Below are 13,360 nucleotides of genomic sequence, written 5' to 3' on the forward strand. Positions count from 1 at the left end.
ATCAGATCCAGCTGGTGAACCACATCCGGTCCTGCCAGGACGTCATCGGGATCACCTCCGCCGTGTAGAGCGGATAGAAGAAGGCGAAGCAGGCCATGATCGCCAGCACGATCAGCCCGGCGCCCACCGCGCCGATCCGCCGCCGCTCGGGCGAGCAGCCCGGCGGCCCGAGCATCGCGCCCAGCATCTGCGCCACGGCCAGGCAGAGGAAGGGGACCAGCACCACCATGTAGAAGGAGAAGACCGTCCGCTCCTGGTACTGGAACCACGGCAGGTAGACGCCGGCGACGCCGCACAGCACCGCGCCGGAGCGCCAGTCCCGGCGGAAGAACCAGCGCCAGAGCAGGTAGACCAGCGCGAAGCAGGCCGTCCACCAGAGCAGCGGGGTGCCCAGGCCCAGGATCTGCGCCGCGCAGCCGCCGGACGCGGTGCAGCCGTGCTGACCGGCCGGCACCTGCTCCCAGTACATGGAGACCGGCCGGCCCTGGACCAGCCAGCTGAACGGGTTGGACTGGTAGGTGTGCGGGCTGCTCAGGCCGGTGTTGAAGTCGTACATCTGCGCGTGGTAGTGCCACAGGCTGCGCAGCGGGGCGGGCACCCAGCTCATCGAGACCTGCGGCAGCGCGACGCCGAGGAAGCTGTCCGGGGACAGGCCGGCCCGGCCGTCGGCCCAGTGCCGGTCGAAGCCGCCGCCGGTGAACAGCCAGCCGGCCCAGCCACCGACGTAGACGGCGAAGGCGGAGCCGACCATGGCGAGGAAGGCGGGCACCGCGTCGAGGCGCAGCATCGAGCGCCAGGGGCGGCGGGCGCCGGCCCAGCGGCGGCCGGACTGGTCCCAGAGCACGGTGAGCAGGCCGAAGGCGGCGAGCACCATGGCGCCGTTCCACTTGACCCCGGCGGCGGCGCCCAGGCAGAGCCCGGCGGTGATCCGCCAGGGGCGCCAGCCGAGCCGGACGGTGTCGCCGCCGCGGTCGGGCAGCACGGCGGCGAGCCGGGCGCGGGTGCGGTCGCGGTCGATCAGCAGCGCGCCGAAGGCGGCCAGGACGAAGAACATCTGGACGCCGTCGAGCAGGCCGACCCGGCTCATCACCAGCTGGAGGCCGTCGACGGCCATCAGCAGGGCGGCGGTGCAGCCGATCAGGGTGGAGCCGAAGAGCCGGCGGCCGATCCGGGCGAGCATCAGCACGGTGACGGTGCCGAGCAGCGCGGTCATGAACCGCCACCCGAAGGGGTTCAGGCCGAAGGCCCACTCGCCGAGCGAGATCACCCACTTGCCGAGCGGCGGGTGGGCGATGAACTCGGGCGCGGAGGTCAGCGGGATCTGCTGCGGGACGGCCAGGACCTGCTCGTTCGCGCGCTCCGACCAGGTGCCCTCGTAGCCCTGCCGGAGCAGGGACCAGGCGTCCTTGGGGTAGTAGGTCTCGTCGAAGACGAAGGCGTTGGGGTAGCCGAGGTTCCAGAACCGCAGCAGGCCGGCGAAGAGCGCCACGGCGATCGGTCCGAGCCAGTCGGTGCGGGCCGCCGCCCGGCGCAGCAGCCCCCGCCGCTCCGGTGCCGGGCCGGCCGGGGCCGCTGCCGCCGGGGAGTGGGTGAGCGCCGCTTGCGTCATGGTGTCGGTTGCCTCGCCGGTTCGCCTGTCTCGCCTGTGCCGGCCGCCGGCAGGACGCGCCGGTGGCCGCGGTCGGCCCGGGCCGGCCGGGGCCTGCACCGGCCCGGGTGACCGCGGCCGGACGGCCGACAGCCATTGACACTATGTGCCGCCGGTCGCGAAACCAAGCGCGACGGGCGCCGGACAGGTGACCTGTCCGGCGCCCGTCCGGGCGGTGCCGCCCGTGGTCAGGCGGCGGCCTGGAGTTCGCGGACCGGCCGGGCCGGGGCGCGGACCGGGGCCGCGGGGGCCTGCTCGTCGCCGGCGGAGGCGTCGGGCGCGTTGTCCTGGGCCGCCGTGAGGTACGGCCGCAGGCGCAGCGCCAGGACGACGATCAGCACGGTGCAGCCGGCCATCGCCGCCAGGTAGAGCGGCCAGGTGCCGGAGCCGACCAGCAGGACGCCCACCGCCGGGCCGACGGCGACCGCGATCTGCTTCACCAGGGCGTACCCGGCGTTGTAGGTGCCGAGCAGCCGGGCCGGGGCGAGGTCGGCGACGATCGGGCCCATGGTCGGGGCGAGCAGCGACTCACCGACTCCGAACAGGGCGTAGATCGAGACGATCGCGACCGTGGCGGCCATCGCCTCGGTCCGGATCAGGCCGGCCACCAGGGCCATCGCCCAGGCGCCGAGCCAGACCACGCCGGCGGCGGCCATCGCGGTGGTGCGCCGGCGGCGGGCGGTGATCCGCACCACGAACATCTGCAGCACCACGATGGTCAGCGCGTTGGCGCCGATGGCGATGCCCAGGGTGGACGGGGCGGTGCCGACGGTGTCGGTGGCGAAGGCGGCGACGCCGGACTCGAACTGGCCGTAGCAGGCGAAGAAGATCATGCCGGCGAGGATGCTGAGCCGGACCATGGCCTTGTCGGCGAGCAGGGCGCGCAGGCCCTGCGGGCCGTCGTTCTTCTCCTGGACGAGCAGCGGCGCGGCCTTCGGGATCCTGGCGGTACCGGTCACCAGGGCGAGGCCGAGGAAGGTCGCGGCCTCGATGGTGAACAGCCGGGTCAGGCTGGCCGGGTCGGCGACGTCGACGATCTGCCCGCCGACCAGCGCGCCGATGCCCATGCCCAGGTTGACCAGGGTGAACTGCAGCGCGAAGGCGTGCGAGCGGGTCGCCGCGGTGGAGCAGCGGACGATCATCGTGGCGAGCGCCGGCTGGCAGGTGGTGACACCCGCGCCGAACAGGAAGGAGGCGACCAGCAGCGCCGGGGTGCCGGTGGCGTGCCCGAAGGCGAACGCGCCGGTGGAGGCCAGCGCGGCGCCGGCCAGCAGCACCGGACGCGGCCCGTACCGGTCGATGCCGCGGCCGGTGAACGGCAGGACGGCGAGCGCGGCCAGCGCGAAGACGGTGAACACCATCCCGGCGGCGAGCGAGCCCAGCCCGCGCACCTGGTCCACGTACACGAACATGTACGGCATCGTGAATCCGCTGCCGAACGCGCTCAGCGCGTTTCCGATCTGGACGCGGCGCAGCGGGCCGCCCGCCCCGCGTCGCTGCTGCCTCTGCTGCTTCACCGTGCCGGTCACCGTGCACACCCCTTCGTTGCGGACGGAGGCGTCAGGGCTCCGTCGGTTTTCGTCGCGTACTCTTAAGGGAAGAAGACTTAAGAGCTAAAGTTTGACTCTAAAGTCTTAGCACCAGAAGAGTGTCGAGTCAAAGGCTTAAGGAGTGCATCGCGCATGGGACACTGGTCCGCATGACTGCAGAGAAGCCCGCGCCGGCCACCCCCCGCGAGCTGGGCATCGCCGAGCAGGTGGCCCTCTACCAGCGGGAATTCCCCACCGTCGACCCGCAGGTGGAGACCATCGTGCAGACGCTCTCCCGGGTCGCCCGGCGGATGACCGTCGCCTACGACCGGCAGCTGACTGTGCTCGGAATCACCTCCGCCGAGTGGGAGGTGCTCAAGGCGCTGGTGGTCTCCGGCAGCCCGTACCAGCTCGGACCCGGCGAGCTGGCCAAGCGGCTCGGACTCACCCCCGCCGCGATGACCCACCGGATCGACCGGATGGTCACCGAGGGGCTGGTCACCCGGGAGCGGGACGAGGCCAACCGGGTCCGGGTGATCATCGAGCTGACCGACCTCGGCCGGGACAAGTGGCTGGAGTCGATGCGGATGGCCGCGGTCTTCGAGGAGGAACTGCTCCAGGACGTCGTCGGCGAGGACCGCACGGTGCTGTCCGGGATGCTGGCGCGGATGCTGCGCCGGATCGAGGAGAGCCAGCCGGACGCCCTCGGGCGCACCGCCGACCTGGCCTGAGCGGCCCCACGACAGCAGTCCGGCCCGCCGGGGGACTCCCCCGGCGGGCCGGACCTCTGGTGCGCGGTGCGAGGGTCCGTCAGGCCCTCATCCGATCAGTGGCGGGTCAGCAGGGACCGTTGTCGGTCCAGACGCCCCAGGCGCCGCTGGCGCTCGGGTCGTCGCCCTTGGTCCACCACTTGTTGGTGTAGTAGTGACCCTTCCAGGAGACCTTGGTCGGGGTCGCGTAGGTGGCGGCCGCGTCCCAGCTCGGGGCGCCCGCGCAACCGGCCGGGGTGGTCGGCGGGGTGGTCGGCGGGGTCGTGGGCGGGGTGGTCGGAGGCGTGGTCGGCGGCGTGGTCGGCGGCGTGGTCGGCGGGGTGGTCACCGGCGGGGCCGGGCAGGCCGCGGCGGAACCGTTGGTGGCCTCGACCATCTTGTCGAACAGCGCGGTCTTGGTGCCCAGGTCGTACAGCGAGAAGGCGAAGGAGCCGCCGAGGCCGTTGCAGTGCGCGTAGTCCAGCTTGGCCTGGATCGAGCGGGCGTCCTCACCGGACCAGAAGACGTTGCCGTCGTAGAAGTAGGTCGCCTTGGCCGCGTCGTCCCAGTAGGTCTTCGACGGGTTGTCGACGAAGCCGGCCAGCTCCTTGTACATCTGGATGCCGGGGACGTTGCCCGACAGGGCCGCGCCCGGGGCCGGGGCGGTGGCGGGCTGGAACAGACCGTTCTTGCCGTTGTTCTGGACGCCGGTCCAGCCGCGGTAGTAGAACGGCACGCCGACGTTGATCTTCTTGGCGGGGAAGCCGCCCGCGATGCCGTACTGCGGGTCGCCCACGGTGTACGCCTTGACGGCGTCGTCGACCGAGTACTTGCCGGTGCCGCCGGGGACCGGGGTCATCGGGTCGTTCGGGCCGGAGTAGATCGGGGCCTGGTGGTTGGTCGGGCCCTTGGCCTCCCAGCCGCCGTGCATGTCGTACGTCATGATGTCCAGGAACGTCAGGTACTGGCCGATCTTGTCGGTCTCGACGTTCTTGATCTTGTCCTGGCCGGCGCCCACCGCGGCGGCGGTGTGGTACGTCTTGCCGTCGATCTTGCCCTGCGCGTCGAGCTGCTCGCGCAGCTCCTTCAGCAGCAGGGTGAAGTTCTGCTTGTCGTTCGGGCTCGCCTGGTTGCCCAGGTGGCCGCCACCGCCCGGGTACTCCCAGTCGATGTCGATGCCGTCGAAGATGCCCGCCGCCGAGCCCGGGCCGCCGTAGCCGGCGTCGACCGGCAGGTTGCCCTTGATGAACATGTCGATGCAGGACGAGACCAGCTTCTTGCGCGAGGCGTCCGTGGCGGCCGCCGACGAGAAGTACTTGGAGTACGTCCAACCGCCCAGCGAGATCAGGATCTTGAGGTTCGGGTTCTTCGCCTTCAGCTTCTTCAGCTGGTTGAAGTTGCCCGCGATCGGCTGGCCCCAGACGTCGCCGACGCCGTCGACCGAGAGGTCCGGGCCGAAGCTCTTCTGGTAGTCGGCGAACGCGTCCGCCGCACCGTCACCCGCGTTGGGGTTGTTCTCGTCCTGGCTCGCGGCCTTGGTGGCCTGGAAACAGGTGCCGTTGGTGGGGTGGATGTTGGCGAACGAGTAGATCATGTAATCCAGCTTCCCGGCGACGCCGGTGTCCTGGATCGTCTTCGGGTAGTACGCGTTCGAGTAGATCGACCACTGGTCGAAGTAGGCGACCTTGATGCCACCGCTGGTGGCGGGCGCGCCGGTGCTGTTGCCGACGGCGGCGTTGGCCGTGGCGCCACCGCTGAGCGCGAGGCCCGCGCCGAGCAGCAGGGAGGCCGTGGTACCGGCGGCGATCGCGGTCAGGCTCTTGGACCGCTTGCGACGGCCGCCCTCCTGAACCGGGGCCCCGGCCCTTTCGATGCGTGAACGGAGCATGGGTGCGTGACTCCTGGGTGTGGGGGATTCCGGCGTGTCCCGGGACGCGGGTACGGGGTGGGGCCGTACGACCGGGACATGACAGAACGGGATGGGGGAATCGAGCGGATCATGCCTTGACGGACGCCGGGATATGCCGAACCGGCGTCAGCGGCGAACCGCTGACGCCGGCTCAGGGGCTCCCTGCACCTGGGGACTAAAATGGACTAGACCAACTACCCCGTCAAGGGGTGATGTTGAGGCTTGAGCCGCCGTTAAGGTTCCCCGGGAACCGCGACGCCCCCGCTGACCTGCGGATCAGCGGGGGCGGCCGGGCGGGCCGGGGCGGCCCGGGGGTGCTCAGTAGCGGACGGCATTGGCGACTACGGCCTTCACCGACCCCGTCAGGTCCCGGTTGCTGCGCGCCTTCGCCTCGGTGCTCTGGCCCGCCGCGACGTCCGGGAGGGTCACCGCGGTCACGTCCAGCACGTTGCCGCTGTCGTCGGTGAAGTTGACCTGGATCACGTAACGGTTGCCCTCCTGCTCGTGGTTGGTGACGGTCAGCGTCACCTCGGCCTTGCCGTCCACGAAGGACACCGCGCCGACCGCGACGTCCCCCTTCGCGTCCAGGCCGCCCTTCACACCGGCGATCGCCGAGGAGGCCGCCGCCTGCGCCGAGGCGACCGCGGAGGCCGCCGCCGAGGAGAGCCCGCCGGCCGCCGTGCCCAGCGCCGCGCTCGCCGCCGAGGCCGCCGCGGAAGCGGCTCCGGCGATCGCCGAGCCCGCCTGCGCGGCGGCCGAGGAGGCCGCGTTGCCGCCGTCGCCGTCGGAGGAGCAGCCCGCCAGCGCGGCCCCGCCGAGCAGGGCGGCGCCCACGGCCGCGGCCAGGGCGCGGTGCGGACGGCGGACGGCGGGGGCGTGCGGGTCGGCGGCGGTGGGCCGGGGCGGGGCCGCGGGGCGGCGGGTCGGCTGGCGGTCCATCGGGGTCCTCGATTCTGGCCGGCGGGGTCTGGCCGGCGCCGGATGCCCGGCGCGCTTCCCCGCCCACGTTCCGGCGGCCGCGGGGCGGGCGCCACCAGGGCTGGAGCGTTCGGGTGAGCCCCCGCCCGGCGGCCCGGCCGGGGTCAGGAGAGCCCCGAGCCCTCCTGCGTCTGCGCCTCCACCGCCGCGCGCTCCTCCGCCAGCCGCACGGCGTGCCGGCGGCGGGCCACCACCCCGTACGCCGAGGCCGCGCTCGCCGCGAAGGCCAGCAGGCCCACCCACGGCTGGTTGACGGCGTGCCCGGTCAGGTGGTCCAGCGACAGCCGGCCCGGCCCGGCCAGCCCCAGCGCCAGACCGGTCGCGCCGAGGAACGCCGGGTACTCGTAGCCGCCCGACATCGCGAAGAACCCCGACGGCGCGTGCACCGCGACCGCGCCCGCCATCGTCCCGGCCACCACCGCGCCGGCCGCCGGCGTGGCCAGCCCGGCCACCAGCAGCGCGCCGCCGCCGGTCTCGCCGAGGCCCGCGGCCAGCGCGCTCTGCCGCGGCGGGTGGAAGCCCATCGCCTCCATCGCCTTGGTGGTGCCCTCCAGGCCGCCGCCGCCGAACCAGCCGAACAGCTTCTGCGTGCCGTGGGCGATCAGCACCCCGCCGACGGCACCGCGCAGGGCCAGCAGGCCCAGGTCGCTACGGTTCAGAGCCATGTCCAAGTCCCCTTCCGGAGCCCTCCGCCGCACGGAGGAGTGGTCCGGCTTCCATGGCAGCGGAAACCACCGCCCGGCTCGACCCGGGACGGCCGTTCGGGCGAATCGCGGCGGGAACGGGAATAACCCGCGCCCAGGCGTGGCGGCCGGGCGGCGGTGATCGCCGCCGCCATGCTTGGCGCATGTTCGTCTTCGACCTGAGCAGCGCCTTCATCGCCTTCTTCGCCGTGGTCGGCCCGCCGAAGGTCCTGCTCTCCTTCGCCCGGCTGGCCTCCACCCGGACCTCCGGGGAACTGCGGCGCCTGGCGGCCTGGAGCTCGCTGATCTCGGCCCTGATCGGCGTGGCCCTCGCCTTCAGCGCCGACTTCGTCACCTCGCTGTTCCACATCAGCGACCAGTCGTTGCAGCTCGCCGGCGGACTGATCTTCTTCGTCTACGCGGTCGCGCTGGTCTTCGGCGTCCACCTCGGCGCCGGCGCCGACGAGACGGACGAGCACCTGGCGAACCCGATGGTGGAGGGCGTCCGCGAGCTGCTGCTGCCGTACCTGGCCAGCCCGCTCGCGGTCACCGCCGTCCTGGTCGGCTCGCTCGCCAAGGACGACTGGGGCTGGCACGCCACCGTGGCCGGCGCCTACGTCGCCGTGGTGGCGATCAACTTCGCCTGCGTCGCCGTGCTCGCCCCGCTGATGCTGCGCACCCACCGGACCTCGCTGGAGGTGATCGCCCGGCTGCTCGGTCTGCTGCTCGCGGCGGTCGGCGCCGAGCTGTTCCTGGAAGGACTCGCCGGGCTCGGCGTGCACCTGCCCGAGGAGCACTGAGCCGGGGCGCCGCGCGCCGGCGCAGCGGGGCGGGCGACGGCGCGGCGGCTCAGGCGGCCGCGGCCAGCCGGACCAGCGCCTCGCCGATCCGGTCGCGCACCAGCGGGTCGGCGACCAGCCCGTCCGCGCCGACGTCCCCGCGCGCCAGCGGCACCCGCACACAGGCGGCCTCGACCACGCTCGCCCCGGTGTAGCGCAGCACCGTGCCCAGCGCCGCCTCGGCGCCCAGGCCCCGGCCGGTCCCGGCGGCGTTGATCCAGGCGGTCGGCTTGTCCGCGATCTCGATGCCGCCGACCGTCCAGTCCAGCAGGTTCTTGAAGGCCCCCGGCAGGGTCCCGGCGTACTCGGGCGTACAGATCAGCAGGGCGTCGGCGGCCTCCACCGCCGCCCGCAGCTCGGCCACCGGCTCCGGCAGCGGGTCGGTGTCGAGGTCCGGGTTGAAGTGCGGCAGCCCCGCCAGCCCGGTGTAGTAGGTGGTCGCGACGCCCTCGGTGGCCAGCGCGACGGCGGCGGCGGTGCGCAGCACGGTCTCGTTCACGGACCCGGCGCGCAGGCTGCCCGGGAGCAGCAGGATGTGACGGTCGATCGGCATGGCCAGGAACCTATCGGCCGGCTCAGGGCACGACCACCGGCCGCCAGGGAACGGGACTGGAGAGGATCATCGAGCTGGCCGGCTGCCCGTAGCCGCCGAGGCGGTCGATGAGGGCCTCGAAATCGGCCATCGCCGGAACGGCGACCAGCAGCACGCAGCAGGCGCCCCCGGTGACCCGGTGCAGCTGGAGCACCTCCGGCCACCGGGCCACCTCCGGGTCGCGCAGCACGCAGCGCGGGCCGTAGCACTGGAGCTGGACCAGCGCGGTGATCGGCAGGCCGGAGCGGGTGAGGTCCACGTGGGCGTGGTAGCCGGTGATCACCCCGTCGGCCTCCAGGCGGCGGACCCGTTCGGCCACGGCGGGTGCGGACAGGCTCACCCGGCGGGAGAGTTCGTTGTAGGAGAGCCGCGCGTCGGCCTGCAGCTCGGCCAGCAGGCGGCGGTCGACGGCGTCCACGGCGGCTCCTGAGGGTGTGGTCCGGTTGGCTGGATCCCGCTGCTTTGCGATCGTGAAGAGGATCGGGAGAACACCTCTCGAACGACAGGCGCGGCCGCGGTTGCCGTGCCCGCCGCCCATTCAAATGCGGGACGGGCCGCCGCACAATGGGGCTCCGGTACTCACCGAGGACGTCAGGAGGATCGGGCATGGGGCACGACACGGTGGAGAAGCCCAACCTGTCGTTCGGTCGGGACGGTGCGCCGGAGCGGGGCACCCCCTACGCGCGTTACGCCCGGCTGGACGAGCTGCACAGCCTGCAGCACCCGCTCAGCGAGGTGCCCGCCGAGCTGTCGTTCATCGTCACCACCCAGGTGATGGAGCTGCTGTTCGGCCTGCTGCGGCACGAGTGGACGCTCGCCCAGCGCGCCCTGCGCGAGGACGACCTGCCGGGCGCGCTGGCCGCGCTGCGCCGGGGCACGCACGTCCAGGACGTGCTGGTGGAGTCCTGGGACCTCCTGGCCACGCTCACCCCGCGCGAGTTCAACGCCTTCCGCCCGCTGTTCGGCGAGGCCTCGGGCTTCCAGTCCTCGGCCTTCCTGCACCTGGAGTTCCTGCTCGGCAACAAGAACCCGGCGCTGCTGAACATGTACCGGGACAGCCCGCGGACCCACGCGGAGCTCACCGCGGCGCTGCGCTCCCCCGGCCTGTACGACGACGCGCTCGCGCTGCTGGCCCGCCGCGGCCTGGACGTCCCGGACACGGTCTCCGCGCAGCGGTACCGGCCCGACGAGGCGGTCGCGGCGGCGTGGCGGCGGGTCTACACCGAGGCGGAGCACGCTGGGCTGCTGCCGCTGGCCGAGGCGCTGCTGGACGTCGCCGAGCGGGTGACGCGGTGGCGTCAGCGCCACTTGGCGGCGGTCAAGCGGTCGATGGGCGGCAAGCCCGGCTCCGGCGGCTCCAGCGGTCTGACCTGGCTGCGCCGCTCCGCCGAGCAGGACGTCTTCCCCGAGCTGTGGACGATCCGGGACGAGCTGTGACGGCGCCGGGCGCGGCGGGCATGAACAGGCAGTGGGCACGGGCGACACGATGGAGGGGCAGGGCATGATCACGCGCGAGGAGTGCGCGGCGCTGGACGCCGCCGACCCGCTGGCGGCGTTCCGCGGGGAGTTCGCCCTGCCGCCGGGGGTGATCTACCTGGACGGCAACTCGCTCGGCGCGCTGCCGGTCCGCACCCCGGAGCGGGTGCGGGCGGTGGTCGAGCAGGAGTGGGGCCGGGAGCTGATCCGCAGCTGGAACGACGCGGGCTGGTTCGAGCAGCCGTACCGGCTGGGCCGGCGGATCGCCCCGCTGGTCGGGGCCGCCCCGCAGGAGCTGGTGGTCTGCGACACCACCTCGGTGAACCTGTTCAAGGTGCTGGCGGCGGCGCTACGGCTGCGCCCCGGCCGCTGTGCCGTGCTGGGCGACCGCGCGGCCTTCCCGACCGACCTCTACATCGCCGAGGGCGTGACCGGGCTGGTCCCGGGCACCCGCAGCGTGCTGATCGACCCGGCCGAGCTGGACGAGCACCTGGACGGGGACGTCGCCGCGGTCGTGCTCTCGCACGTCGACTACCGGACCGGCGAGCTGCTGGACATGCCCGGGATCACCGCCCGGGTGCGGGCCGCCGGGGCGCTGATGATCTGGGACGTCTGCCACTCGGTGGGCGCCCTGCCGGTCGAACTCACCGCGAGCGGCGCCGACTTCGCGATCGGCTGCACCTACAAGTACCTGAACGGCGGCCCCGGCGCACCGGCCTTCCTGTACGTCGCCGAGCGGCACCTGGCGGCCGGGCCGCCGCAGCCGCTGAGCGGCTGGTTCGGGCACGCCCGCCCGTTCGCCTTCGAGCCCGGCTACGAGCCGAAGGAGGGCATCGGCCGCTTCCTCACCAGCTCGCCCTCGCTGCTCGGCCAGGCGGCGCTGGAGGCCTCGCTGGACGTCTGGGAGCGGGCCGACCGGGCCGCCGTGCGGGCCAAGAGCCTGGCGCTGACCGATCTGTTCATCGCTCTGGTGGAGGACCTGGACGGCGTCGAGGTGGCCACCCCGCGCGAGCACGCCCGGCGCGGCAGCCAGGTGGCGCTGCGGCACGCCGACGGCTACCCGGTGGTGCAGGCGCTGATCGCCCGCGGGGTGATCGGGGACTTCCGGGCGCCGGACCTCATGCGCTTCGGCTTCACCCCGCTGTACCTCTCGCACACCGAGGTGTGGGACGCGGCGCGGCACCTGGCGCAGGTGCTGGAGAGCGGTGAGTGGAAGGACGGGCGTTTCGCCCGGCGCGGCGAGGTGACCTGAGCCCGGGAGCCCGCCGCCGGCCCGCGGCGGCGGGCTCCCGGTGTCACGCCGCCGTCAGCTCCTCGATCAGCTTCCCGTACACCGCGAAGGCCGGCTTGGGCGTGTAGTCGTCCCGCAGCAGGCCGAAGCGGTGGAACGGGCCCGGGCCGGCGCTGTCCGCGTCGCGCAGGCCGAAGTGGCCGTAGCCGGTGAGGTTGAGTTCGCCGGCGAGGCCCGCGACCGTCCGGACCACCTCCTCGACCACCTCGGCCTGCCGCTGCTCCGGGCGGCCGGGGCCGGTGGGCCAGCCGTGCTCGCAGACCCGGACCGGCACCCCGGGCCCGATGCCGGCCCGGGTGACGACCTCCCGGCGGAAGCCGGTGAGCACCGCCGCGACCGCCGCGCCGAGATGCGCGGCGGGCACGGGACGGAAGACGTCGGGGAAGAAGTCCAGGCCGACGTAGTCGAGCGCGCGGTGGAACCGCTCGTCGGCGAGCTCGCCGAGGGCGGGCCAGAACGGGTCGGCCGGGTCCGGGCTGAACGCCGCGTTGAACCCCACGGCGAGGTCGAGGCCGAGCGCCAGCGCCTCCTCCTTGGCCGCGACGACCCCCTCGACCAGGGCCCGCCGGACGTTAGGCACGGAGCCGTCGAGCACCGGGAGGCCGACGTTCGGCTCCTCGCAGATCTGCAGGGTGCCGATCCGCCCGCCCTCCTCGCGGACGGTCCGCCGGACGAACTCCGGCCAGCCGTCCAGCCGGCCGTCCGGCGCCCGGAACTGGAGGACCAGGTCGAGCCGGCGCCCCCCGCCGGTGTACTGCTCCGGGGCGGCCGGGGTCGGCGGGGTGGCCGGTCCCCCGGGGTAGGAGCGGTAGGCGCGGACCAGCAGGGCGGGCGCGGCGCCCTGGAGTGCGCGCAGCGCGGCGGTGATCCGCGCGGGGTCGTCGGGGCGGACGGGGGTGATCACACGGCTCTCGTCGCCGAGCAGGCCGCCGGGGTAGATGCCGAAGGTGAAGGTCATGGGCCCCACCGTAGCCCAAATTCCTGGTGTCACTACAAGTTTGGTGCGGCACTATGATTCCCGGCATGGGACTTCGCGAGGAGAAGAAGCGGCAGACCCGGACCCTGCTGGCCGACACCGCGACGGGGCTGTTCGCCGAGCACGGGTTCGAGCGGGTGACGGTGGCCGATGTCGCCCGCGCCGCCGGCGTGGCCGTCACCACGGTGTTCAACTACTTCCCGACCAAGGAGGACCTCTTCTTCGACCGCCAGGACGAGGTGGTCGACCGGCTGGCCCTGGTGGTGCGGCAGCGGCCGGCGGGCAGCTCGCCGGTCGACGCCGTCCGGGCGGAGCTGCTGGCCGGGCTGGACGCCGGCGAGCCGACGTACGGGCTGGACCCGCGGGCCGCGGCGTTCTGGCGGACGGTCGAGGGCAGTACGGCGCTGCGGGCCAGGCTGCTGGAGCTCGGCGAACGGGCCGAGGAGGCGCTGGCCGCCACCCTGGCCGAGGAGGCCGGCCTTCCGGCCGGGGCCCCGCTCCCCCGGGTGGTGGCGGGCGCGCTCGCCGGGGCGCACCGGGCGGCCCTCGCGGAGGTCCGGCGGGGCGTGGTGGCCGGCGAGCCGGCGGACGCCGTCCGGGCCCGGGTCACGGCGGCGGTGACGGCGGGCTTCGGCCTGCTCGCCGAGGGGCTCGCCGGGTGGCCGGGCGGGCGCGCGGGGGCCTGAACGC

13 protein-coding genes are annotated in these 13,360 nt (G+C 73.7%); 5 read left to right on the forward strand and 8 right to left on the reverse strand.

Features of this window, described 5'->3' with window-relative positions; all coding sequences use genetic code 11:
• Position 1: 1 nt before the first annotated feature.
• Together ABT238_RS11080 and ABT238_RS11085 are read right to left on the reverse strand one after the other, a co-directional pair.
• A complete protein-coding gene (locus tag ABT238_RS11080; RefSeq protein ID WP_350562094.1) occupies positions 2-1,609 on the reverse strand; it encodes a dolichyl-phosphate-mannose--protein mannosyltransferase in 1,608 nt (535 codons plus the stop codon).
• 227 nt (positions 1,610-1,836) lie between these two features.
• Positions 1,837-3,177: an MFS transporter gene (locus ABT238_RS11085; RefSeq protein ID WP_350562093.1), complete on the reverse strand. Its 1,341-nt coding sequence runs from the start codon at positions 3,175-3,177 to the stop codon at positions 1,837-1,839.
• Between the two features lie 170 nt (positions 3,178-3,347).
• Here ABT238_RS11085 and ABT238_RS11090 point away from each other — a divergent pair, with 170 nt between their 5' ends.
• Positions 3,348-3,908, forward strand: coding sequence for a MarR family winged helix-turn-helix transcriptional regulator (locus tag ABT238_RS11090; protein WP_350562092.1), 561 nt, complete (start codon positions 3,348-3,350; stop codon positions 3,906-3,908).
• A 106-nt stretch (positions 3,909-4,014) separates the two neighbouring features.
• On the opposite strand, the gene ABT238_RS11095 is transcribed toward ABT238_RS11090, so the two are convergent.
• The 3 genes from ABT238_RS11095 to ABT238_RS11105 all read right to left on the reverse strand — a co-directional run bounded on the left by ABT238_RS11095 (position 4,015) and on the right by ABT238_RS11105 (position 7,478).
• A complete protein-coding gene (locus ABT238_RS11095) occupies positions 4,015-5,814 on the reverse strand; it encodes a glycosyl hydrolase family 18 protein (protein ID WP_350756647.1) in 1,800 nt (599 codons plus the stop codon).
• A gap of 339 nt (positions 5,815-6,153) precedes the next feature.
• The gene (locus tag ABT238_RS11100; RefSeq protein ID WP_350562088.1) at positions 6,154-6,774 is read right to left on the reverse strand and encodes a hypothetical protein; all 621 of its coding nucleotides are present in this window, start codon (positions 6,772-6,774) and stop codon (positions 6,154-6,156) included.
• Between the two features lie 143 nt (positions 6,775-6,917).
• Positions 6,918-7,478 (reverse strand): DoxX family protein, encoded by a 561-nt coding sequence (locus ABT238_RS11105; RefSeq protein WP_350562086.1) that lies wholly within the window; start codon positions 7,476-7,478, stop codon positions 6,918-6,920.
• A 182-nt stretch (positions 7,479-7,660) separates the two neighbouring features.
• On the opposite strand from ABT238_RS11105, the gene ABT238_RS11110 reads away from it, so the two are divergent.
• Positions 7,661-8,296: a MarC family protein gene (locus tag ABT238_RS11110; protein ID WP_350562084.1), complete on the forward strand. Its 636-nt coding sequence runs from the start codon at positions 7,661-7,663 to the stop codon at positions 8,294-8,296.
• A gap of 49 nt (positions 8,297-8,345) precedes the next feature.
• Here the strand turns inward: ABT238_RS11110 and ABT238_RS11115 are convergent, their stop codons facing one another.
• Entirely contained in the window at positions 8,346-8,888 is a 543-nt protein-coding gene (locus ABT238_RS11115) for an NADPH-dependent FMN reductase (RefSeq protein ID WP_350562082.1), read from the reverse strand.
• A gap of 22 nt (positions 8,889-8,910) precedes the next feature.
• A complete protein-coding gene (locus ABT238_RS11120; RefSeq protein WP_350562080.1) occupies positions 8,911-9,345 on the reverse strand; it encodes an Lrp/AsnC family transcriptional regulator in 435 nt (144 codons plus the stop codon).
• 188 nt (positions 9,346-9,533) lie between these two features.
• Between ABT238_RS11120 and ABT238_RS11125 the strand changes: the two genes are divergently transcribed.
• Both ABT238_RS11125 and kynU read left to right on the forward strand, forming a co-directional pair.
• Positions 9,534-10,364 carry a tryptophan 2,3-dioxygenase gene (locus ABT238_RS11125; RefSeq protein ID WP_350562078.1) on the forward strand — a complete coding sequence of 277 codons (831 nt, stop codon included), beginning with the start codon at positions 9,534-9,536 and terminating at the stop codon, positions 10,362-10,364.
• 64 nt (positions 10,365-10,428) lie between these two features.
• A complete protein-coding gene (gene kynU, locus ABT238_RS11130) occupies positions 10,429-11,655 on the forward strand; it encodes a kynureninase (RefSeq protein WP_350756649.1) in 1,227 nt (408 codons plus the stop codon).
• A 43-nt stretch (positions 11,656-11,698) separates the two neighbouring features.
• On the opposite strand, the gene ABT238_RS11135 is transcribed toward kynU, so the two are convergent.
• Positions 11,699-12,652, reverse strand: coding sequence for a hypothetical protein (locus tag ABT238_RS11135; protein WP_350562074.1), 954 nt, complete (start codon positions 12,650-12,652; stop codon positions 11,699-11,701).
• Positions 12,653-12,717: 65 nt separating this feature from the next.
• Between ABT238_RS11135 and ABT238_RS11140 the strand changes: the two genes are divergently transcribed.
• Positions 12,718-13,356 (forward strand): TetR/AcrR family transcriptional regulator, encoded by a 639-nt coding sequence (locus tag ABT238_RS11140; protein WP_350756652.1) that lies wholly within the window; start codon positions 12,718-12,720, stop codon positions 13,354-13,356.
• Positions 13,357-13,360 lie beyond the last annotated feature (4 nt).

Source organism: Kitasatospora sp. NPDC001527 (assembly GCF_040298605.1).
In the GTDB taxonomy this organism is placed as follows: Bacteria; Actinomycetota; Actinomycetes; order Streptomycetales; family Streptomycetaceae; genus Kitasatospora.